This window comes from Candidatus Saccharimonadales bacterium, assembly GCA_035457485.1.
In the GTDB taxonomy this organism is placed as follows: Bacteria; Patescibacteriota; Saccharimonadia; order Saccharimonadales; family EFPC-124; genus DATIBO01.
In genome coordinates this window covers 466,433-486,444 of the sequence record DATIBO010000006.1, presented here as the reverse complement: position 1 = coordinate 486,444, position 20,012 = coordinate 466,433, and the positions used below count along the sequence as shown (strand labels likewise).

Sequence of the window (20,012 nt, the reverse complement as noted above, 5' to 3'; positions counted from 1 at the left end):
ACTAAGCCACCGCCGAAGCTAATTTGCCAGGATTCCAGCCCACAGTTATATCCATAACTTCGGTTTCGCCGGTTTCGAGTTCTTTTTCTACTACAATCACAGGCACAGTCATTGCGCCGCTCATTTCAATCACTTTTTGACGAACCTCACTCGGCTCCTCATCCAAGTTGACGACATTAAAATCAACACCTTTGCCGTTTAAAAAACGCTTTACCATTTCGCAGTACGCGCAAGAGTTTGTTGTGTATACTGTTATTTTTTTCATTTTTAAGCCCCTCCAAGACTATTTACCAGTATATAGCGCTTATCTTTGAGCGCAATACCCCACATATTGTAGTTTTTACTGTGCTGGTTTAACTTCTAAAAGTTCGATTTCAAATACTAAATCAGAGTTTGCTGGAATCCCAGGAATAGCAGTCGCTCCGTACGCAAGCTCCGATGGAATGATTAAACGGCGCTTCCCACCGACTTTCATACCCGGCATGCCCTGCTGCCAACCTTCAATAACACCGTCCAAGCTAAATTCGATTGGTTCACCGCGATCATAGCTACTATCGAATTTAACGCCATTACTTGCGAGAGTACCTTTGTAATTAACCTTAACGTAATCACCGGCTTTAACTTCGGTTCCATCACCTACCACTAGGTCTTCAATTTTAAGCTCCGACACATCACCGTCTACGATTAATGCTGTAGGGTCCACTTGCTGCTCCTGTTCTGCTTGACTCGCTAGCGCCTCTTGTAGCTGCGCAGTTTGACTAGCCTGGTTATTATTTTGCAAAATTATAATAAAGTAAAAACCCAAGGTTCCTACAGTTAAAACGACTGCGATTATCCAGATTACCACTCGTTGCCATTTTTTAGTACTAGATTCCATATTCTCCCCTCAAGCTAGCTTTTTAATAATAACATCTAAACTCGCTCTGCCGGAATTTTTGAACGAACAGATTCGATTGCGTTATTTATTAAATCACTAACTTCATCGTTTGTTAAAGTTTTTTCTGGGTGCTGAAGATTTACCCTAAATGTAATCTGTTTATGTGATTTCTCCTGCTCGCGTTGGTAAATGTCCAAAAACTCTACATCTACATGTAACTGCGCATCCACGGTGAGGGCTTGCGTAAATAGATCAAGCAGCTCACCGTAAGTTGTCTTAGATTCAACCTTAAAACAGATGTCTTGTTCAACGGATGGGAATCGAAGTAATTTTTTATAGACACTGGTTTTTTGGTGCTTAAGTAGGCGCTCAACATCAATCTCGAAACCGGCACAATAATCTGGCAATTTTAAATTTTTGCGCGTGGCAATTTTGTACTCGCCAATAAACCCGGCAAATTCATCGTTTACAATAATGAAACCGCTACGCTTAGGCTCGAACGGAGCGAAAACCTGACGGCCGATTTCCCACTGTGGCTGAGTTGCGGCCGGCATAATTTTGTAACTAATGTTTAGGTTTTTTAATAAATAGTCTAGATGTTTTAAAGCAACATAGTACGGTGCGCCTTGGCCAGGTTTTTTAGCGGCGTACGCAAAAGCTAAAGTCTGATACTCGCGTGGTAAGCCGTCACAATCATCATCACCCTTAATATGCACCCGGTTCATTTCGAATAAACCGAACTCATTAAATCCGGCCTTAATATTAGGATGAATTTTATCTAACAATCCAGGGGTAATGCTTAGGCGGTACTTTTGCAGATCTGGACTAATTGCATTGCGGATTGAAAACGCGTGCTCGCTCTGCTGACCTACAGCTTGCATTAATTTTGCAGGCACAAAGCTGTAAGTTTGCAGTTCGTTAGCACCGGCGCCAGCTAAAATGTTACGAATTTTAGACTTTAGTAGATCGATTGCAGCTACATCGGCAGTTGACGTTGCGCGCTGTGGCAAACTTTGCGGTAACTTATCGTAACCGATTAGGCGACCAACTTCTTCTACGATATCTTCTTTTATTTCAATGTCGCGGCGCCAGAATGGAGCAGTAACAACAAGTTCATCGCCACTTTGCTCGACAATTAGCTCGACATTGCGCAAGGTTGTAGCAATTTGATCAGCGGTAAAATCACTGCCCAACCGACTGTTTATAAACTCACTCGAGACAATAATTGGTTTGTTTGTATGTTTCTTAGGATACTCATCAGCAACTTTACTAATCACCTTTGCGCCGGCAAATTTAATAAGAATTTCAACAGCTTTTGCCAAAACAACCAGGCATTGTTCGGGCGATTGACCCTTACTAAAACGCGTCACAGCATCTGTAAATATACCCATTTGCATGCTTGATCGGCGGATTTGATACATGTCAAAAGTCGCGCTTTCTAGAATAATTCGCTTGGTATTATTACTAATATCAGAATTTGCGCCACCCATCATCCCGCCTAACGCAATCGGTTCCACATCGTTACAAATCAACATAGACTTTTCGCTTGGCCGAACTTTTTTTCCATCTAACAGGATCAGCTCTTCATCTTTTTTTGGATGTCTAATAACGATCTTAGCCTTATCTTTACTGCCGCTTACTTTGTTAAAGTCAAACGCATGTAAAGGTTGGGCAGTGCAAATCATTACGTAGTTTGTAATGTCGACCACGTTGTTGATTGGCCGAATACCAAGTCTGCGCAAATAGCTTTGCAGCCAAAGCGGACTCGGCGCAATCTCTACCTCAAGTGCAACCGCGGCATAGCGACTAACTAAATCTGGGATGTTGTTTTCGACTTCGATTTTTACAGTTTCATGCTCGGCTGGGCGAACTTTGGCATCAGCACTGTACCAATCTGGACTTTCAAAAGCTATACCCTGGATACCAGCGATTTCGCGCGCAACACCCAAGTTACCAAAGCAGTCGGGGCGATGAGTGAACATCTTGTTCTCTATGTCAATAATCACATCATCTAAATTATAGGCCTCAGCAAATGCCGTGCCCGGCTCCGCCTTGGTGTCTAGTTTTAAAACCGACGCCGCATCGTCGTTAAAATCAAGTTCTTTGCCCGATCCAAACATTCCATGACTCATATGCCCTCGCAAAGGTCTCACGCTCAAAACAAATGCCTGTTCTGTTCCATAAGTACTAGGGACTGTCGCGCCAGGGGCTAACCAAGCCACTTTGTCGCCAACACTCAAACTGGTATCACCTGAGACGACTTGGATCTTTTGACTGCCGCCCGCCAAAATTTGATAGATGTTTAGTTTATCTGCATCGGGGTGCGGAGTAACCTCTACGATTTGAGCAACTTTAATGCCATCGTATTTTGCACGTAAGTCGATTACTTCTTTAACTTCGCCAAGTTGACTACCGATTTTTACAACCAAGTCCTCTGGCGCCAGCTTCCACTGAGTATCGTCACTCAAAAGCTTCATTAATTGAATAGATGTTTTCATTATTTAAATTGCCTTAAAAATGCTAATTTGCCGCTTTGGAAATGCCTTACGTCTTCGATTGCGTACTTCATCATTACGATTCGATCTAGGCCGAAGCCCCACGCAAAACCACTGTATTCCTCTGGGTCGATACCGCCTTCGCGCAAAACATTAGGGTGAATCATGCCGCAGCCGCCAAGTTCGATCCAACCTTCGTGGCCACATGTAGCGCAGCCCTTTTTGTTGCAAAACGGGCAGCTTAACGTAAATTCAAAGCCAGGTTCAACAAACGGAAAGTAAGACGGCTGAGTGCGAAATTCAAGCTCAGTTTTATAATATGCCTCGAGGAAGGTTTTAAATGTTGCTAGTAAGTGGCCGACGTTTATATTTTTATCAACATAAACGCCCTCAATCTGATTTAGAGTGTGTTCATGTTTTGCGTCAAGATCTTCGTTGCGAAAAACTCGGCCAATAAGCACACTGCGAATTGGAATTTGCTTGCCTTTGTAAATTCGGTTCTGCATTGCGCTGGTGTGAGCCGGCGCAATTAGGCCTTCTTCGGTTACAAATGTGTCGTAATCATCACGCGCTGGATGGCCCTCTGGAAAGTTTAGAGCACCAAACATATGATAATCATCATCAAGCTGACGAGAATCCAAAACTTCGTAACCCATTCGGGCAAAAATGTCAGCAATAACTTCGCGCTCAACGCTTAACGGGTGACGACTTCCGTTTTCTGCACCCAACAAACTCGGGACGGGTGCATTAATGTCGCTTGGAGCAGTTACATCCAGCGGCTCAACGTCAGCGCTTGCGGCCGCGCTTTCGTAACCATCCACCATGGCTTCTAGCTCCAATTTAAGCTCATTAACTTTTTGGCCAAATTCGCGGCGATGTTCTGGAGCCACACTCTTAATTTGAGTATAGAGCTCTTTAAGCTCAGATGCACGTAAAATCGCGCGCTTGTCTTTTAGCTCCGCAAACTGCTTTTTGAGCTTTTTACCAACTTCTGTAATTTTATCCGTCATATCTGGTAATAAGTATACCGCAAACTCACTGAATTATGATATAAAAAAGTCATGTCAGAGATTTTACAATTAACAGCCAGAGCGCCCGAATTACAACTTGAAGCAGAACACTCATACTTCAAACCGCCAAATTACATAATGCCCGAAATTGGCACGCCTATAACAGTGAAGATGTTCGAGATAACAGATGATGCCCGTGAGCCAAAAGAGATGATCGAGCCTTTAATCGGCTTAGCCGCTCGTTGCAAATACGGAAGAACCGAGGCCGAACTTGAGGAAACTCTAGCAATAAGACTAGATGAAGAGAGCGTGAAAAATGCAAACCTGGGAGAAATGCGCGATCGATTCCCAGCTCGCGTGCAGGCAGTTCAACCTGGCATTCACACGGTTTTAGTAGATGGAGCAATTCGCAGATTCGCAATTACTGTTGAGGTCACATCCCATTCGGATATTTCAACAGATCAACTTTAGAGTTTTCGCGTAAACTCTGCATAGCTTTCACGTATTCTAAAAAAATTCGTAAGCTGTGTTCGACCCGTGCCTGTAAATATTCGTCAGCACTGTTGCCAACTTCCGGTGATTCGCTGTTAAAAACTTTTTCGCAGTTACGAATAATTACAATTTCTGGGTTGTAAAAAGAGTGGTTGTTCTTACCTCCATGCACACGCAGCTGCGCCGCAGGATAACTTCCGCCGTCCGTGTTCGATACGGTTATAATTTGCCCCGGCTTGTGCGCAAGTGGCTTAGAACTCACTGAGGCATATTCGAACATGTTCATAAGCGCCGGAGGAGCCATACCATTCCATTCTGGCGAAACTACAACAAACCCAAGGCTATCTTGTAAAATTTCTTGCACAGGGCTCCAGGCTTTTAGTCCGGTTGGCTCGTTCTTTAAATCGAGCAAGTTGATTTCGGTGGGCAGAACATGCTCATGCAGGTCAATCAAGATAGGCTCCGTGTCTAGATCTCTAAGTTTTTCAACCACCCAATTGGCAATTTTTAAACTCTGACTTTTTGGCCGTGAGCTCCCACTTATAACTGCGATTTTCATAGTTACCCTTCGTAAATAAAAATTACAAAAATAACAGCTGCGATAACAATTATCGTAACGACCCCGACCCAAAATAGTGATTTGCTACTAGATTCTTGTGTATCTTCTAGCATTTTGTTTTTGCTGATGTCTTGAGGGTCATCGCCTCCGCCCTGAACCTTAGTCCTTGTTTGCATGTCAGCAGCGATTTTGTTTTGAAGTTGTGATCTTTGATCTGTTTCTTTTAAAAATAGTGCCATAAATCTAGTTTAGCAGATTAAATCACGGGCTCCAGAGACTCACCACGTAATTTTGCTAAATGTTTTTGATGGTAATTTTCGGCAACATGATAACTATTTAGCGGCTCAAAGGTTAGCTCTAGTGACTCCGGGTAGGCGTGACCCATTTCGCGCTGCCAGTTTTTAAAAAGCTCAAACTCTTTGTCATCAATAAAATAAACCGTTGGGTTTTCTAAACCGTAACTAATTGCAAACTCACAGACTAAACTAAGTAACTCTTCTTGGCTAATTACACGCGGGTCAAACTCGAGCTTAACCGCATCGTTATAGTCGCCCTTATTATGATAAATGGGCTTGGACGTTGTTCCACCGCAATATCCGACTTCTGTGTGAGTTACTCCGGGTACTTTTATAAAGAAGTCTTCTGCTTCCCAAAAGTTGCCCAACGAAACTACCATGTTGTTAATCATGTTTATACAAATACTAGTAAAATCATTTTGCGTCAACACGCTGCTCACGTTTGTGCTATACTTTTGTTAAAAATAACCAGGGGGAATAATGGCCGTAAAAGTTGCTAAAACCGACTTTAAAAAAATATTAAATAGCGAAGACATTCGGCTGGGGGCGATGTTCGCCGAGTTAATTGGAACATTTGTTCTAACCTGCACAATTTTGGTCACTTCTACCGATGGAACCGTTAACACTTTAATTGCAGTTCTAGCTTACCTGATTATGTGGTTGGTAATCAGCCAACTTTCAGGATCTCACATGAATCCGGCTGTAACTTTAGGATTACTAAGCGTTAAGCAAATAACACCCGTTAAAGCCATGGGTTACATAATTGCTCAGGTGATTGGTGCAATTTTAGCGCTAATTATCGTCATGCAATTTTTGGCAGCAAATCCGCTTGCAGCAGGTGTGACACCCTTCGAAATCACCGGACTAACAGACCAGTCTTGGCTGCCAGTTCTGTCGCAATTCATGGGTGCACTAGTGTTTGGGTTTGGAATCGGTAGCGTTTTCTTGGGTAAAAAACAAGGCTTTGACGCCGCCTTTACTGCAGGAGGATCTTTCTTAATAGGATTGTTGATTGCCTCAATTGGTTCGGCAGCTATACTAAATCCGGCCGTTGCGATCGGGGTTAACGCATTCACCAACAACTGGTCAACGCTTGTTTACGCAGTCGCTCCGCTCATTGGAATTGCGATCGGAATCTGGGGCTACAAAGCCTTACTTTGGGAAGTAACATCTACAAAAGCTAAAAATTAATTTCAGCTACTCATCTAACTGGGGCCGGTCAACCGTGACCGGCTCTATTATTTGAGCCTTGTTTGTAATTTTAACTATGTCCTTATCTACTTTTTTAAGCTCGTTGTGAGCGGTATTAAAGTGATTGACTGTTGTCTTTAAGCTATTACCGAGCTTGCCCATATACGTGTCGTAGGATTCCAAGTGTTGACGCAATTGCCCAACACGCACCTGTATTTCTTTGGCCTGCTCTTCGATCTGCAAACTACGCAAACCCTGCAAAACTGTTTGCAAATATGCCATAAACGATGTCGGAGATACTATAATTACGCGTTTGTCGCGAAAAGCATATTCAATTAGATCACGCGTATTCGCATTAACCGAGCCGACCTTGTTGATAAGGAGATCATAATAGACTGCTTCGCTCGGTACAAACATAAAAGCAAAATCCATAGTACCTTCGGATTCACGAATATACTTACTGGTTTCATCAATTCTATTTTTAAGATCAGCTCGAACCAGTTTCGCGTATTTTTCGCGACTTTGTTTATCTGCTTCGTCCAGTAATCGGTTATAGTTCTCTAGACTAAATTTAGAATCTATGGGTAGAATTTTATTTTTATCCAAATATATCACGGCATCAACAATTTCACCGTCTGCAAACTTGTGCTGCAAGTTAAATCTATCGGGCGGTAAAACATTGCTTAGAACCGTTTGTAAATAATACTCACCCAAAACTCCTCGCTGCTTAGGGTTTTGTAAAACATTTTGCAAAAGTTTAAGTTCGTCGGCAACATCAATCACACGTTTATTAGTCTCATCTAACTTTGTTAAGCGCTCTGTAACATCGGCGATTATTTTTGTGCTTTCACTAAACTGCTTACTCAACATAGCCTGGTTTTTATCGAGTCTATCAGTTAGATGGCTTTGTAGTCCGTCCTTTAAATTAGAAATCCCCTGGTTTAATGCCAACAGATCCTGCTTAATTAATGTGGCGCCAGTGTCGTTTTTGCGCTGAGTTAACAGGTAGATAATGAATGCTAAAGCGAACAAAACTCCAATAAGCAAAATTACTAAAACTATCGTCATACTAACAAGATCCACCTTACAGCCATTACAGTTACTGCGGCAAAAAACATAGCCAAGCCAAAGCTACGAATTCTCATGAACCAATAAAACGCTACGTAGCAAAGAACGTAAAGTACAACCGAAATGATCAAATACTCCACGAAGCTACCACTCATTAGGGGCGTAAGGAAGCCTTTTAATCCCCACAAGGCAAGCAAGGACCCAAAAACGATTACAAGGGGCTTGTTGACATCAATGTTGATTAGCAGGCTTACTGCAGCAATGTTAATGATCACGGCAGAAATATAGTAACTAATCATTCCGCCGTTAGTACAGATTGAAATATCGTTAGGATTCTGGCAAAATATTGGCGCAATCACCCAAACACTTATAACTTCACTAAGTAAAGGTATCAGCAGGCCGACCGCAGCAGCCAGACTTACGATTTTAATAATTTCAGATTTTTCGGCCTTATAAAACACAGGTAAGTCGTCGCTCGCCATTATGCCCTCCTTGTACTTACGAGTAAATTATATCATTTTTTGGTGCTGAAAAAGCTATTGCCAAAAACAGCCCAAACTGCCAAAAATGCAAAAGTTATTCCGCCGGCAACATCAATAGGAGTGTGAACCAAAGCTAAAATTCGGCCTAACGCAACTAAGCTACTCATGATAAGCAATGCGATGGATAATGGTTTATTCTTGGTGGTCGCCCAGACAATAAAGGTTATAGCAAAAACAAAAAGCGTGTGATCAGACGGGAAACCTGGATTGTTCAAGTACGCAGCTTTCGGCACCTCACCCGCCGACAAAAAAGGCCTCTCACCCTGATAAAACAAGCTACCGATCTTAGCAAACAACAACGCCAAAAGCCCTGCCATCACGCCCTTGCCAATCATCTGATATCGACGATCCGTGGGTTTAATCATTAGTAATGCAATGCCCCCAATTAGAACAACAGGGAAAACTAACCAATCTGCGATAAAAGTAATAAAAATATCCATAATCTTTATAATCATACACCAAAAACGTTATAATATGTACCTAATGATCTTGCTACTTAAGCGGCTTTTAGTTCTTGTACTCGGTATTTTTTTAGCTTGGCTCACGGTTTTTACAGTTTTTCCACTCCTAGACAACTGGATGCCGCTAGCAATCGCGATTTTAATTACATATTGCTTGGTCGCATATTTTGGTTTACCAGCGCTTCACCGGTTTTCACAAATTCTTTATAAACCAACTCACGTCCCTACCAGGACTCATTCTTCTGATGGCTGGGCACTTGATCCCGTGAACCTTGTTGTGCTCGCACAAAACGAAAATGCCTTTGTTTCGGCTATGACTAAAGCTGGCTGGGCACAGGCCGATCCTCTTAATTTACAAAGCTCGCTTAAAATGATCAGAGCAGTTGTTTTTAAAAAATCCTACCCCACTGCACCGTTCTCTAATACTTACGCGTTCGGTCGTAAGCAAAATTTATGCTTTCAAATAGAAATCGACGGCAATCCAAGCAAGCGGCACCATGTTAGGTTTTGGAGGTTGGGTACCACGATCCTAGAGGACGAGCACGAGCACCATGGTTTTTGGCATAGTTTAATAAGCCGTTTTAATGGTAATAAACAGCAAATTTGGATTGGCGCGGCGAGCCTTGAAACAGGCGTGAATATAAATCGTTACAATTTACAAATTGTTCATAAGCAAGAAGGCAACACTGATGTAGAACGTGATTTCTTGGTAGGTACTCTAAAGGATGCGAAGGTACTTGAAGATTCTATTGGAATCAAAGCTAGCAAGCCACTGCATACTCGCTATCAAGGTTTCCGCGAGAAGATAATTGCCGACGGTTACGTGACCTTGTGTCAAATTAAAAGTACAAAAAAACGCCCGTAAAATGAGCGCTTTTTGCAAAGTAGTTAGGCTTTGTTTTCGGCTAGGCGTGTAAGAACCGCGAAATATGTGCCGATTTCAGTTTTGTCGGCTCGGGTATTTAGCCAAGCGTCAAGTTGAGAGTGCATTTGACTCTCGATCTCTTTAACCTTTGGTTTAAAGCTGTCGCTCAAGCGCACAACTTTAGCACGGCTGTCGCGCTCGTGGCTAGTTTTTTGAACTACCGACTTAGCTTCAAGAATATTTACGATAGTAGTAATGAAAGCCATAGAAGTATTTAATTCTTTTGCCAAGTCAGAAATACGCATACCCGTATCACCTGCTTCAAAAACCAAACCAATAATCGACCATTGCATCATTGTAATGCCGTGGGTCTTTAAAAGTTCCGAAACTTTAATTTTAAGTGCACGTTGTGCGCGAGATTGTGCAACAGCAGCACGATATGTAGGGATGTCTGTAAATTTCATACGCAACCTTAACCTAGAGGTCTCCTATTAACTCTTATATTTACCTAGTAGTCAGATACAATACTAAATGGAGGCTAAATATGCAAATAAATAGTTCAAAATTTAACAACACTCAACAAATTCCATCGATTTACACCTGCAAAGGCCAAAATATTAACCCGCCACTTACCTTTTTAAACGTTCCACCACAGGCTAAAAGCTTGGCGCTGATTGTTAACGATCCCGACTCACCAAGTGGCAATTTTATACACTGGGTCATCTGGAACATCCCAACTGATTCTACGATCTTAGAAGGCAGTACTCCTAAGAATGCAACTCAAGGAAGAAATGACTTTGGAAATGTGGGTTATGGTGGACCCTGCCCGCGCAACGGCACCCATCGCTATGTCTTTAATTTGTTCGCGCTTGATTCTAACATTTCCCTTACAAGCGATGCCGGCGAGCCAGAACTAAAGAAGGCTATCGAGAATCATATTTTAGATAGTTCGACGCTGACAGGAATGTTTTCAGCCTAACTAAAGTGTGCTAAGCTAAAAGCATGAGGGGAATGCGGAAACATGTTATAGGTGTACTTATATTATTAAGCGCAACGCTCATTGCGATAATCGCGCTTATTAATGTTACAGGCTTTAATAAGCCTGAACCGCAATCCTCAATCTCTATAAATGGTGAAATTGTCTGTCTGCCGCACAAAAACTCAGGCGGGCCAACTACACTTGAATGTGCCTTCGGTTTATTAGCAGATGACGGTCGTTACTATGGCCTGCGCAACTATGACGCGACCACTTATACAACTAGTGATCAGGTAAGAGTACAGGGTATCCTAAAGCCAGAGACCAGTGAAGTCTATGATATTTCAGGAATCATTGAAGTTGTGCAGATCGACCAAAATTAGTGCAGGATTTCCATAAATTTTTGCGGCTTTGCATAGTGAAAAGCTATTTGATTTAAAGTGTTTACGATTGGGTAATCCGCTAGCTTTATTTTACGACTAAGCTCATGCAGAGCAACAACTCCCTCACTTTTAACGTGCGGATCCACGATCCCCTCGGCCAGACTCTTACCGACTCTGTAGTTAAAAGATTCGCTAGTAACTGTCGCACACACCAAATCTCCTAGCCCAGCCGAACCCTCAGCAGTTGCAGGATTTCCACCCAACTCCGCTATCAGACGTCGCATTTCTGCGATTATGAGGACAATCAGACGACTCTTAGCATTAGAGCCCAGCCGTAGGCCATCCGACATGCCGACCGCCATAGCGTAGATATTCTTAAGAGCTCCACCCACAGCCACACCCCTAAGATCAGCGCTGGCCTCCACATAAATATTTGCCAAAGCAAACATTTCTCGTAAGGCTGAGTAATAAGACATATCCGTTAGGCTGACGATTCCTTCTCCTATTTTGCCCTGAGCAATTTCGGATGCGCTCATCGGTCCAAAAAGCAAACCAGACGCATAGTGATCGGGCAAACGATCGACCAACACTTTATCAACAGTTTCAAATCCAGGCAGTGCCCCCTTTGAACAACTTATTACCAGTCGTTTTTCGTTAGGGATGGCTGCTTTGCTGATAGTTTTGCAAACGTCGCTGATTGACCAAGATGGCACACACAAAATTATAACCTCACAGGCCCTAACGAGGTCTTCTATATTTGTGGTCGTCGTTTTGGCTGGCAAAATATCATAATAAATTACCTGGACATTTGCACGGCTAAGTGCCCCACCAAGCGCTTGCCCTAGTTCGCCTGCGCCTACGATTCCTACTTGTGAAAACTGATGATTCTGCATAATAATTAAGCTTACTCTGATTTTACCTTATTGCTTATGAAGCGAAAAGCGTTCGGCATGAATTAGCTGTTTTGGAACCCGAAGCTGCTCTAGTGCAGGATAGATTTTATCTACCATAACAGGAGGGCCACAAATAAAAACATCACGCGACTTTATATCGGGCACCAGTCTTTCTAAGATTGCCGCATCAACATATCCTTTTTCACCGTTGTAGGTCGGTTCTTCGCTCAAAACATTTATTAATTTAATTTTGGCCTGGCTGCATAAGTGTTCAATTTCAGTCTTAAGGGCAATTTCTTTTAGATTACGACTAGCATAAACCAAAACTGCATCTTGTTTTTGGTTGTTTTTAACGCGCTCTTCAATTAACGAACGAATTGGGGTTATGCCAATTCCACCTGCGATAAACAAAACCTTATCTGTTATTTGTCGATCTTGTGTAAAGGAGCCGAACGGGCCACTAACTACAACTGGAGTGCCCGGCTTTAGGCCAGGAACCTGGTTTGTAAAATCTCCAAGCTGCCTAATAGTAAGCCGTAGACGCTCTCTATCCGGGATCATTGACAGTGAAAATGGATGCTCTTGCAGGCCTAACTCTTTGGTTAAAAACCTAACTAATACAAATTGGCCGCCTTCAGCCTTAAAATTTTGCATATTTTTACCAGAAATATAAACCGACGTAGCAGTTGGAGTTTCGGCGACTACTTGTTGCACTTTAAAATCGTGGTAGAAGAATTTATAAACCGGTTTCAAAAACCTCCAAACAATCAAATTTAACGCAGTAAACACGTAAAGGCCGATCCAGTAATATTTAAACCAAGGATTACCTAATAACGTGGATCCATTTGCAAATTGATGACCAAAAATTAGAAGGATTGCTAAGTAGTTTGCCAAGTGAACAAAGTACCATGTTTCAAACTTTAGATGTTTGCGTGCAATGTAAATCGACGAACAAATTGTTAGCAAAAGTAAAAGCAAGCCAAGTGCCGCAAAAGCAACGAACGGAGTATTAAGCAACGTATACGATATCTGCTGTAGCATTGTAAAACCAGTAATTTGCATGTACCCCAGGCTAATAAGCGGCGGGTGCAATAGGATCAAAATTAAAACTGCAATCCCGTTACGCCTATGGAAAATCGCAAGTCGGTCCATTCCAAATATCGGTTCAAGCCACCCCAACCTGCCCATGGCAACAAATTGCATTAGAACACAAAATGTCGCCAGCAGGCCCGCTAGTCTACCTAAACCTAGTAGCAATTCGCTCCAGCCATTGAATAAGAATTGGCCTGAGCTATAAAACCAAAACCCAAATATTATAGCTAGGTTTGCAAACCACAAACCCCACAAAATCATTTTTTCGATTTTTAGCTCAGTATTGCGTTCCATTTTATTCGACTACAGTAACCTGGCCAGTCATAAACGGATGTAGCGAGCAATGGTAACCAAAAGTTCCGACAGTGTCATAGGTAAAAGTAAATTGTTGGCGACGCCCTAGCAGTGGACCGTCTTTTGGCGGGCCACCAGCAGGCGCATCGATATTGGAAACTACATTATGTTCATTGCTGTCTTCGTTAGTCCAAATAACAGTGGTGCCTTTTTTAACAGTGATGTTAGATGGGGTGTATTTAAAATCTTTTATCGAAACTTCTACTTGTGCTGCTTCGGTCATATTTACACTTGGTGTTTTTGGTGACTCGGTTGTATTTTGAGCGGCATGTTCGGGCTCAGGGCTAGTGTTACTCGCCTGCATATTAGGTCTCAAGACAAACCAGGCCGCAGCGCCACCAACCAAAACTACACCTGCAACAATTGCAAACATTGCTTTTGTGTTCATACATTGCCCTTTACTTTTTTAGATTGCATTTTACTATACTTTAAACTGCCAGCCCCTAGTGCAGTAGCCGTTAAAGCAAATAGCCAGCCTACAAAAGGAATAGCAGTCAAAACCACTATAATTAGCAGACCAAGCGCAAGCGAGGCCATGCGAGTCCATATTTCACCCCATTTTACGTTCGTCTTTGCCATGATCCAGTTGCCAACAAAGTAGGCTGCAATAGGCTGGGATACAATTAAAACAATGAACCACGCGAGCAAAATCAAAAACGCGAGGGGAATGCCGACTATCGTTATAGCCAAGAGCAATGAAATTATTGGAGTAGCAAACAGGAACAAAGCACCCCATCCGATCGCGGCCCCAGGGTTGGCTTTGATAGAATCACTAGCGCTTGGCAAAATGCCCGGCTTAACAATTAAGATTGCCGCACCGATTAGTAACATCGCAACAAACCAGTAAGCCATTCCCGAGATCAACATTAAGACTGGATTGCTGGGCTCGACTTCCGTAGGTGTAACTACAGTTCTTTCTAAAGACGCTACCGTAGCGCCATCGGCGACTTCTGCTTCGCGACTGCTTGTGTAATCGACGTCACCCACTATTGAATCATTTGCGATATTTAAGTTGTTCACATTAGCCTGAACTAACCTAGAGACTACCCCAGAAATATTTAAAGTTCCGGCATTTGCTACTAAATCTCTACTAATCTGCCCGTTTGCGTTTAATGTTTCAGCAAAAACCGTTGCGTCAAACCCAATAAACGAACCCTGATTGAAATTTACAGTTTGACCAAACACAGTCACGCTTTTATCAACTGAAGCGCCAAGCGAAAACATTTGAGCAGCAACTCTAACGTCACCCGTCACAGTTCCGGTTACATTTACTGTTTGGCCAGAACAAATCACATCGCCCTCAACCATTCCACTGATTTCCACCGATTGACCACCACAAAATAGATCGCCCTTTACAGTGCCCGCCACCGTTACCGTATTGCCGGCAATATACAAAGAGCCGTCTACGACTTGATCCTGGCCAATTGTTGGCGCATCTTGGCCCAAAAACGTCGCTGCGTTCGCACTGCCTGCAAATGCGAGCGTCCCACCAAACACCGCTATAAAAAATAAGATCAACTTTTTACCCATGCATCCCCCTTTTGCATGTATTATACTGCTTTTGCTAACAAAATAAAAAACTCGCCAAGGTTTGACGAGTTTTTTATTGTTTTTAGACTACCAACGGTTGCTGTTGTTGTCGCCACGGTTGCGGTCGTAACGATCAGAACGGTTGTTGTTGTAGCCACCGCCACCGTTACCACGTGGACCACGTGGTTCTTGTGGACGAGCTTCGTTAACAGTGATTGTGCGTCCTTCAACTTCTTTGTTGTTGAACATTTCGATAGCTTTTTTAGTTTCTTCTTCGCTTCCCATTTCTACAAAGCCGAAGCCTTTTGAACGATTGCTGTCGCGATCAATGATTACTTTTGCAGATACAACTGTACCTGCTTCAGCAAAAATATCTTGAAGCTGTTGGTCGTTCACACTGTATGGAAGTGAACCAACGAATAACTTAGTTGCCATTATTAACTCCTCTCGTTACTCGTGAGGATTAACTGGCAAACCAGCCGCTGCTCCTCAGGTATACGAATTACTTTTTTAAATTTCTAGGGACAAAAGCAGCGCGTCTACTAGCATTCGCATTTTAGCATACTAATCATGATTAAGCTATTTTTTAATGTAGAATTAGCATATGAATATATCCGATCAAGAATTTGAGCAAATTGTAACAGATGCGTTAGATGAACTTCCAGGCAAATACATAAGTAATTTGAGCAACGTCGCGATAGTTTACGAAGATGAGCCAACAGAAGATCAACGCATTGAACTAAAACTACATTGTAACGAAACTTTGTATGGACTCTACCAAGGAATCCCCTTAACCAAACGTGGCATGGGCTATAATTTGGTTTTACCAGATAAAATTACAATTTTTAAGAATCCGTTAATAGGTAGTAGTCACGACATTGCAGACCTGAAGGCCAAAGCTAAACACACTTTGTGGCACGAAATTGCACACCACTTTGGCCTCGGACACAAGCGAATTCACGAGCTAGAAGACAAAGCTAACGGACGGAATTAAAATCCGCCGTAACCGTAACCATACCCCGTAAACCCGTAGTTCGTTCTATAGTAATCTGTCATTTTTAACGCAGGGAGGTTGTTTGGGTTGCTTTTTGGAATTATGAACAGCTCACTACCGTTCTTAGACGCAATGAGGTACTCATCCGAGAACCATCCGTAAGGAGTTAGTTCACTTAAGCTGGCGACTTCTTTGCTATCCTTAGCGTCCTCGTCGCCTACAAACAAACTATTTTTACCGTCTCGAGGTTCATACCAAAAGGTAGATTTGCCCGACGGTGAAACTAAGAACGTTGGGTAAAAGTCATAGAATTTGTTGTTATCAATGTCTGCAGCTTCCTTAAATTCACCTGTTTGCTGTTCGTACTCGTAAAAATACGGCTTAGGATCATTATCTAAACCAACCCTAAAATACTCTTCTTTGGGTTTGTATAGTTTGGCATCCAAGTTCGCGTATTTAGATGTAAAACTCTTAATTTCCTTTTTATTTGAACCGTCATTTTTAATCGAATAAATATAGTTAGCTAGCGGGTCGTACGAATAGTTTGTCCATCTTTTTATGTAGGTCAAGTTGTCGCCAAAAATATAAACCTTACTAAAGTTCTGGAAGTTTGGATCCAGCTCACCGCCCCTTGCTTCTGACTCATCCAATGTTGCAATGCCACCGTCTTCGGCATTAAAAGACTTGAGCGCAAACTTTTTATTTTCCCAGGTATTTACATTTCCTCTAGTGACGTCGTATATAAAACGATGTTCAGACCAGCCGTGTGGCGTAAAATAAGCGTCACCCTCATCCATCACAGTCATTTTATCGTTTGAGGTGTCAATCAAGTATAGCTTTGGTTTTTCGCTATCGCGTCTTGCCTGCAAGGTTAGATATCTCCAATCTCTTGAAGCAAGCAGCGAGACAGTATCACCATCTTCTTTACCAGTACCCTGTACAACAACTTGTGGGTCAGTTCCATCTAAGTTAGACTTCATCACGTTAATTGTCCCAGTGCGATTGCTCAAGAAATAGATTTTTCCGCTTGGAACTAAACCAAATATATTTTTATCGCTTGGTTCCTCTGTGACCGTTACGGTAACAGCAGCTTGATTGTAGTTGTCGGCGGACACTACACCTTGCACAACCTCTTTATCGGCTGCGACTACTAAGATTGCCTCACCAGCATCGTCTGTCTTAGCCGACGATTCTTCGGCAGTTATAACAGCTTCACTGATAGGATTGCCCGTAATTTTATTGATGACTTTAACGGGCACCTGTCTTCCTGTTGCTTGCATTTTAAGAACAATCTTTGTTTCAGAGAAAACACCAACAACAACATCTTGCTTTACTTCACTATAGTATTTCTTAGTTGCGACTATCTGTAATTTTCCAACTGGGACATTGCTAATCGTCGCATTACCGTCGCTGTCGGTCTTAGATGCTAAATTTCCAGCAGCAACCTCAACTTCACTCACAGGTTTACCCGTTAAAGAATCCGTGACGTTTACAACGACCTGCTTTTTAACAAAGTTTCCTAAAATTGCATAACGCGAAACCGGTATCGCAAAAAGTAAACTAACAACAAGCAATAGCGCGGCTACGCAAACAACCGTGATTCCTTTTTTGGTCTTTAAAAAGTCCACGAATTTATTATGTTTTTTATCGGCTGTAGTTTTTTGTCCCTCGGCTTTTTGCTCGGCAACTTCAACACTATTCTCAGCTTCTAGCTGGTCTTCTTTTGGCTTTGTCATGCTGCTCCTTTTGAGCTTAGCTTACAGCCTTTTGACTGCGTAAACAACGCATTTTTTAGGAAACTTGTAGTAAAATTAACGCCACTAAAAGTGGCATAACTAGGTTATCGGTACCGTTACCCGAGACGTTCTCGGCTATGGTTGCTAAAACCGGCAACCACACAAAAATCAAAAAGCTAGGCGCAATTCCGCTAAAAACTGAGTATCCTACCATTACTAACACCTCTACAACTAAAAATGTAATTGTACCAACAACACTCTTCGTGCGACCAAAAACATTGTATTGAGTTTTAACTCCATATTTTTCGCCAATTACCGCTGCTAAGCCGTCCGATAAGCTTAAGCTCAGCATCGCCGCCATAAAAATAAACTTATCTTGTGCAACCGTCGCCAGCACCCCAACAACAACTGCAAACAATACTTCACCCCAGGCGTTGCGTTTGACTGCGTGGATAGATTTAAAAATATTTAGCTTTATTGAAATTAAAACGACAACCAAAAGTGCCGCACTGAGCAATTGAATCTGAGTCCAAGTTAAAAAGAATGGCCAAAAAGCAACGAATACACCAACTAAAATATGAACTACTTTACGTGTGATTTCAGATCGAATTTGGGTATAACGCGCCAAAAATTCTGCTAATAAAAGCACGGCTAATACAACAAGCACTACAGCTAGGGCTAACATTCTTTAATTAAACGCTCAATTCGCCGCATAAACAACATCTGTACAAAAATTGATTTACATTTTATAATATGGAGTTGGACGCACGACCTTTGGAGGAAGTTGTGTGGAAAAATCCACGACTCTTGACCGACGTTACTGGCGCTCAGATTGGAGCTTTCTTCGCAGAAGATCCTAGCCTGGTTTACTACCAGCCGAGCGACAGAAGCGATCCGGTAATCGACCAGCTTTTAGAAATCGTGGAATCAGTCGCGATTTCGTACGCCGCTGGCAGTCAGAGTGAATTCCTGGACTCGTTCTTCGAGCTCGTTACAACCGAGTCAGCTCGAATCGTCGAGACTAAGTCGTACTACGAGATCGAGGAGCTCAACACTGCAGTTTGGCTCGTGATCGCGCTCTCTTCGAACGACTCGAAAAAGAACCTCGGATTGATCTGCTCTTTGATCGTCAACTGCATCACAGCGATGATCGGCAGCGAAACCAAGATTTTGGTCGGGATCAAGAACAACATCCCGGCATTCCGCGAGCTCGGCCACAAGATGACCGAACCCTACGACATCGCCCTTCTGGTATCAACCTTCCCTCTGATGCTGCCTAGCATTATGCATCACGTTGGGCAGGATGACACCTGGATGGTGCCGACCCCAAGCGAATGGAGCCTGGATTTACCGTATCGGGGCGACGAGTATCTCGAATTCGTAGAAGCCACCCTGGCAGCTGCGCTCGAGAACCAATGCTACACCGTGCACCCGCAAGGCGTGCAAATCAAGCTCTCGGCCGGCAACATCAACGGAATGTGGCTCAAGGTAGTTCCTAAGCCTAAAAGCCCGTACATGTCGATCCTGGCAAGAGTTGACTCGTCAGAACAAGGAAGCTATTTTACCGTAGTCGACGAGGAAGCAATCCTGGGGCCGTCAGAAAACATGCCCCGGACGCCTGCGATCGGAAGTTATGTTGTAGCCATGATCGCCCAGGTCTATCACGACCTCGTAACGGTCAAAGAGACCGCCGGGAGTAGCCGTGGCCCGAAAACCGTGGTCCAGGATGGTATTCCCGTCTTCAAGAGCAGCTCCATCATTAGCAAGACAACAGTTCCGTGGACGGCAATCCCGCGGCGCACCAAGCGAACGCGAGTCACCGAAACGGGAGCGCGGCAGCCCGTATTGGAGCCCAAGATGAAGAACCCGCACTTTGTGTGCGGTCATCCTCGCAAGGGCAACATGACCGAGCGGCAGCGCGAAGAGATCCGCAAGTTCGAAGCGAGTACTGGTTTGCAGATCCTGGCTCGCCTAGCGCCGGATAAGACCTATGTACTCCCACACATGAGCCCCATGCCGGAGTCGGCCGAGCAATTCAACTCGCTGCCTCGCTTCGTCAGGGCCGGGATCCACAAGGCACTAGAAGAGGGCCTTAGAAACACCAAGTAGACGTACGTCCATGCCAGGCAACTGGCTCGCTGACCGAGAACGGTCTTAAAAAACTTATTCATTGTATAGAAAAGGCGGACGCAAAATGC

At 43.2% G+C, this 20,012-nt stretch carries 25 protein-coding genes; 7 read left to right on the top strand and 18 right to left on the bottom strand.

Annotated features, from left to right (window positions below; all coding sequences use genetic code 11):
- Position 1: 1 nt before the first annotated feature.
- From VLA77_02840 to VLA77_02825, 4 genes are all read right to left on the bottom strand, one after another.
- A complete protein-coding gene (locus tag VLA77_02840; GenBank protein ID HSE29495.1) occupies positions 2-265 on the bottom strand; it encodes a glutaredoxin family protein in 264 nt (87 codons plus the stop codon).
- A gap of 75 nt (positions 266-340) precedes the next feature.
- A complete protein-coding gene (locus VLA77_02835) occupies positions 341-877 on the bottom strand; it encodes an FKBP-type peptidyl-prolyl cis-trans isomerase (protein ID HSE29494.1) in 537 nt (178 codons plus the stop codon).
- Between the two features lie 35 nt (positions 878-912).
- Positions 913-3,375 (bottom strand): phenylalanine--tRNA ligase subunit beta, encoded by a 2,463-nt coding sequence (gene pheT / locus VLA77_02830; protein HSE29493.1) that lies wholly within the window; start codon positions 3,373-3,375, stop codon positions 913-915.
- Positions 3,375-4,382 carry a phenylalanine--tRNA ligase subunit alpha gene (locus VLA77_02825; protein HSE29492.1) on the bottom strand — a complete coding sequence of 336 codons (1,008 nt, stop codon included), beginning with the start codon at positions 4,380-4,382 and terminating at the stop codon, positions 3,375-3,377. Before VLA77_02825 ends, pheT begins: the two co-directional genes overlap by 1 nt.
- 51 nt (positions 4,383-4,433) lie before the next feature.
- Between VLA77_02825 and VLA77_02820 the strand changes: the two genes are divergently transcribed.
- Positions 4,434-4,853, top strand: coding sequence for a hypothetical protein (locus VLA77_02820; GenBank protein HSE29491.1), 420 nt, complete (start codon positions 4,434-4,436; stop codon positions 4,851-4,853).
- Here VLA77_02820 and VLA77_02815 read toward each other — a convergent pair.
- Genes VLA77_02815 through VLA77_02805 form a run of 3 tightly spaced genes read right to left on the bottom strand, consistent with a single transcriptional unit; the run spans position 4,816 to position 6,121 of the window.
- The gene (locus VLA77_02815) at positions 4,816-5,433 is read right to left on the bottom strand and encodes an NAD(P)H-dependent oxidoreductase (GenBank protein HSE29490.1); all 618 of its coding nucleotides are present in this window, start codon (positions 5,431-5,433) and stop codon (positions 4,816-4,818) included. The genes VLA77_02820 and VLA77_02815 overlap by 38 nt on opposite strands.
- A 2-nt stretch (positions 5,434-5,435) precedes the next feature.
- On the bottom strand, positions 5,436-5,672 hold the full coding sequence (locus tag VLA77_02810) for a hypothetical protein (GenBank protein ID HSE29489.1): 237 nt from the start codon (positions 5,670-5,672) through the stop codon (positions 5,436-5,438).
- Positions 5,673-5,689: 17 nt separating this feature from the next.
- Complete coding sequence (locus VLA77_02805) at positions 5,690-6,121, bottom strand: peptide-methionine (S)-S-oxide reductase (protein ID HSE29488.1); 432 nt, start codon at positions 6,119-6,121, stop codon at positions 5,690-5,692.
- Positions 6,122-6,209: 88 nt separating this feature from the next.
- On the opposite strand from VLA77_02805, the gene VLA77_02800 reads away from it, so the two are divergent.
- The gene (locus VLA77_02800; GenBank protein HSE29487.1) at positions 6,210-6,920 is read left to right on the top strand and encodes an aquaporin; all 711 of its coding nucleotides are present in this window, start codon (positions 6,210-6,212) and stop codon (positions 6,918-6,920) included.
- 6 nt (positions 6,921-6,926) lie between these two features.
- On the opposite strand, the gene VLA77_02795 is transcribed toward VLA77_02800, so the two are convergent.
- Genes VLA77_02795 through VLA77_02785 form a run of 3 tightly spaced genes read right to left on the bottom strand, consistent with a single transcriptional unit; the run spans position 6,927 to position 8,985 of the window.
- Positions 6,927-7,988: a DNA recombination protein RmuC gene (locus VLA77_02795; protein HSE29486.1), complete on the bottom strand. Its 1,062-nt coding sequence runs from the start codon at positions 7,986-7,988 to the stop codon at positions 6,927-6,929.
- Entirely contained in the window at positions 7,985-8,470 is a 486-nt protein-coding gene (locus VLA77_02790; GenBank protein HSE29485.1) for a hypothetical protein, read from the bottom strand. Before VLA77_02790 ends, VLA77_02795 begins: the two co-directional genes overlap by 4 nt.
- Before the next feature lie 32 nt (positions 8,471-8,502).
- On the bottom strand, positions 8,503-8,985 hold the full coding sequence (locus tag VLA77_02785) for a phosphatase PAP2 family protein (GenBank protein HSE29484.1): 483 nt from the start codon (positions 8,983-8,985) through the stop codon (positions 8,503-8,505).
- Positions 8,986-9,013: 28 nt separating this feature from the next.
- Here VLA77_02785 and VLA77_02780 point away from each other — a divergent pair, with 28 nt between their 5' ends.
- Complete coding sequence (locus VLA77_02780) at positions 9,014-9,856, top strand: LssY C-terminal domain-containing protein (GenBank protein HSE29483.1); 843 nt, start codon at positions 9,014-9,016, stop codon at positions 9,854-9,856.
- 23 nt (positions 9,857-9,879) lie between these two features.
- On the opposite strand, the gene VLA77_02775 is transcribed toward VLA77_02780, so the two are convergent.
- The gene (locus VLA77_02775; protein HSE29482.1) at positions 9,880-10,320 is read right to left on the bottom strand and encodes a MarR family transcriptional regulator; all 441 of its coding nucleotides are present in this window, start codon (positions 10,318-10,320) and stop codon (positions 9,880-9,882) included.
- Between the two features lie 80 nt (positions 10,321-10,400).
- Between VLA77_02775 and VLA77_02770 the strand changes: the two genes are divergently transcribed.
- A complete protein-coding gene (locus VLA77_02770) occupies positions 10,401-10,835 on the top strand; it encodes a YbhB/YbcL family Raf kinase inhibitor-like protein (protein ID HSE29481.1) in 435 nt (144 codons plus the stop codon).
- Between the two features lie 32 nt (positions 10,836-10,867).
- Entirely contained in the window at positions 10,868-11,215 is a 348-nt protein-coding gene (locus tag VLA77_02765; protein HSE29480.1) for a hypothetical protein, read from the top strand.
- Here VLA77_02765 and VLA77_02760 read toward each other — a convergent pair.
- The 5 genes from VLA77_02760 to VLA77_02740 form a co-directional block, all read right to left on the bottom strand.
- On the bottom strand, positions 11,212-12,108 hold the full coding sequence (locus tag VLA77_02760; GenBank protein HSE29479.1) for an NAD(P)-binding domain-containing protein: 897 nt from the start codon (positions 12,106-12,108) through the stop codon (positions 11,212-11,214). The genes VLA77_02765 and VLA77_02760 overlap by 4 nt on opposite strands.
- Positions 12,109-12,135: 27 nt before the next feature.
- Entirely contained in the window at positions 12,136-13,494 is a 1,359-nt protein-coding gene (locus VLA77_02755) for a ferric reductase-like transmembrane domain-containing protein (protein HSE29478.1), read from the bottom strand.
- 1 nt (position 13,495) lies between these two features.
- Positions 13,496-13,942, bottom strand: coding sequence for a plastocyanin/azurin family copper-binding protein (locus tag VLA77_02750; protein HSE29477.1), 447 nt, complete (start codon positions 13,940-13,942; stop codon positions 13,496-13,498).
- Positions 13,939-15,084, bottom strand: a complete 1,146-nt coding sequence (locus tag VLA77_02745; protein HSE29476.1) for a polymer-forming cytoskeletal protein — start codon at positions 15,082-15,084, stop codon at positions 13,939-13,941. Before VLA77_02745 ends, VLA77_02750 begins: the two co-directional genes overlap by 4 nt.
- Positions 15,085-15,171: 87 nt before the next feature.
- Positions 15,172-15,519 carry an RNA-binding protein gene (locus VLA77_02740; GenBank protein HSE29475.1) on the bottom strand — a complete coding sequence of 116 codons (348 nt, stop codon included), beginning with the start codon at positions 15,517-15,519 and terminating at the stop codon, positions 15,172-15,174.
- A 169-nt stretch (positions 15,520-15,688) separates the two neighbouring features.
- Here VLA77_02740 and VLA77_02735 point away from each other — a divergent pair, with 169 nt between their 5' ends.
- Complete coding sequence (locus VLA77_02735; GenBank protein ID HSE29474.1) at positions 15,689-16,078, top strand: metallopeptidase family protein; 390 nt, start codon at positions 15,689-15,691, stop codon at positions 16,076-16,078.
- On the opposite strand, the gene VLA77_02730 is transcribed toward VLA77_02735, so the two are convergent.
- Positions 16,075-17,814 (bottom strand): carboxypeptidase-like regulatory domain-containing protein, encoded by a 1,740-nt coding sequence (locus VLA77_02730; protein HSE29473.1) that lies wholly within the window; start codon positions 17,812-17,814, stop codon positions 16,075-16,077. The genes VLA77_02735 and VLA77_02730 overlap by 4 nt on opposite strands.
- Before the next feature lie 55 nt (positions 17,815-17,869).
- Positions 17,870-18,499, bottom strand: coding sequence for a hypothetical protein (locus VLA77_02725; protein ID HSE29472.1), 630 nt, complete (start codon positions 18,497-18,499; stop codon positions 17,870-17,872).
- Positions 18,500-18,573: 74 nt separating this feature from the next.
- Here VLA77_02725 and VLA77_02720 point away from each other — a divergent pair, with 74 nt between their 5' ends.
- A complete protein-coding gene (locus VLA77_02720) occupies positions 18,574-19,923 on the top strand; it encodes a hypothetical protein (protein HSE29471.1) in 1,350 nt (449 codons plus the stop codon).
- Positions 19,924-20,012: the final 89 nt, after the last annotated feature.

What these genes read in the sequence shown, in the direction of transcription:
- VLA77_02840 (HSE29495.1), bottom strand. Translation starts at nt 265, where the DNA reads ATGAAAAAAATAACAGTATACACAACAAACTCTTGCGCGTACTGCGAA.
- VLA77_02835 (HSE29494.1), bottom strand. Translation starts at nt 877, where the DNA reads ATGGAATCTAGTACTAAAAAATGGCAACGAGTGGTAATCTGGATAATC.
- pheT (HSE29493.1), bottom strand. Translation starts at nt 3,375, where the DNA reads ATGAAAACATCTATTCAATTAATGAAGCTTTTGAGTGACGATACTCAG.
- VLA77_02825 (HSE29492.1), bottom strand. Translation starts at nt 4,382, where the DNA reads ATGACGGATAAAATTACAGAAGTTGGTAAAAAGCTCAAAAAGCAGTTT.
- VLA77_02820 (HSE29491.1), top strand. Translation starts at nt 4,434, where the DNA reads ATGTCAGAGATTTTACAATTAACAGCCAGAGCGCCCGAATTACAACTT.
- VLA77_02815 (HSE29490.1), bottom strand. Translation starts at nt 5,433, where the DNA reads ATGAAAATCGCAGTTATAAGTGGGAGCTCACGGCCAAAAAGTCAGAGT.
- VLA77_02810 (HSE29489.1), bottom strand. Translation starts at nt 5,672, where the DNA reads ATGGCACTATTTTTAAAAGAAACAGATCAAAGATCACAACTTCAAAAC.
- VLA77_02805 (HSE29488.1), bottom strand. Translation starts at nt 6,121, where the DNA reads ATGATTAACAACATGGTAGTTTCGTTGGGCAACTTTTGGGAAGCAGAA.
- VLA77_02800 (HSE29487.1), top strand. Translation starts at nt 6,210, where the DNA reads ATGGCCGTAAAAGTTGCTAAAACCGACTTTAAAAAAATATTAAATAGC.
- VLA77_02795 (HSE29486.1), bottom strand. Translation starts at nt 7,988, where the DNA reads ATGACGATAGTTTTAGTAATTTTGCTTATTGGAGTTTTGTTCGCTTTA.
- VLA77_02790 (HSE29485.1), bottom strand. Translation starts at nt 8,470, where the DNA reads ATGGCGAGCGACGACTTACCTGTGTTTTATAAGGCCGAAAAATCTGAA.
- VLA77_02785 (HSE29484.1), bottom strand. Translation starts at nt 8,985, where the DNA reads ATGATTATAAAGATTATGGATATTTTTATTACTTTTATCGCAGATTGG.
- VLA77_02780 (HSE29483.1), top strand. Translation starts at nt 9,014, where the DNA reads ATGATCTTGCTACTTAAGCGGCTTTTAGTTCTTGTACTCGGTATTTTT.
- VLA77_02775 (HSE29482.1), bottom strand. Translation starts at nt 10,320, where the DNA reads ATGAAATTTACAGACATCCCTACATATCGTGCTGCTGTTGCACAATCT.
- VLA77_02770 (HSE29481.1), top strand. Translation starts at nt 10,401, where the DNA reads ATGCAAATAAATAGTTCAAAATTTAACAACACTCAACAAATTCCATCG.
- VLA77_02765 (HSE29480.1), top strand. Translation starts at nt 10,868, where the DNA reads ATGCGGAAACATGTTATAGGTGTACTTATATTATTAAGCGCAACGCTC.
- VLA77_02760 (HSE29479.1), bottom strand. Translation starts at nt 12,108, where the DNA reads ATGCAGAATCATCAGTTTTCACAAGTAGGAATCGTAGGCGCAGGCGAA.
- VLA77_02755 (HSE29478.1), bottom strand. Translation starts at nt 13,494, where the DNA reads ATGGAACGCAATACTGAGCTAAAAATCGAAAAAATGATTTTGTGGGGT.
- VLA77_02750 (HSE29477.1), bottom strand. Translation starts at nt 13,942, where the DNA reads ATGAACACAAAAGCAATGTTTGCAATTGTTGCAGGTGTAGTTTTGGTT.
- VLA77_02745 (HSE29476.1), bottom strand. Translation starts at nt 15,084, where the DNA reads ATGGGTAAAAAGTTGATCTTATTTTTTATAGCGGTGTTTGGTGGGACG.
- VLA77_02740 (HSE29475.1), bottom strand. Translation starts at nt 15,519, where the DNA reads ATGGCAACTAAGTTATTCGTTGGTTCACTTCCATACAGTGTGAACGAC.
- VLA77_02735 (HSE29474.1), top strand. Translation starts at nt 15,689, where the DNA reads ATGAATATATCCGATCAAGAATTTGAGCAAATTGTAACAGATGCGTTA.
- VLA77_02730 (HSE29473.1), bottom strand. Translation starts at nt 17,814, where the DNA reads ATGACAAAGCCAAAAGAAGACCAGCTAGAAGCTGAGAATAGTGTTGAA.
- VLA77_02725 (HSE29472.1), bottom strand. Translation starts at nt 18,499, where the DNA reads ATGTTAGCCCTAGCTGTAGTGCTTGTTGTATTAGCCGTGCTTTTATTA.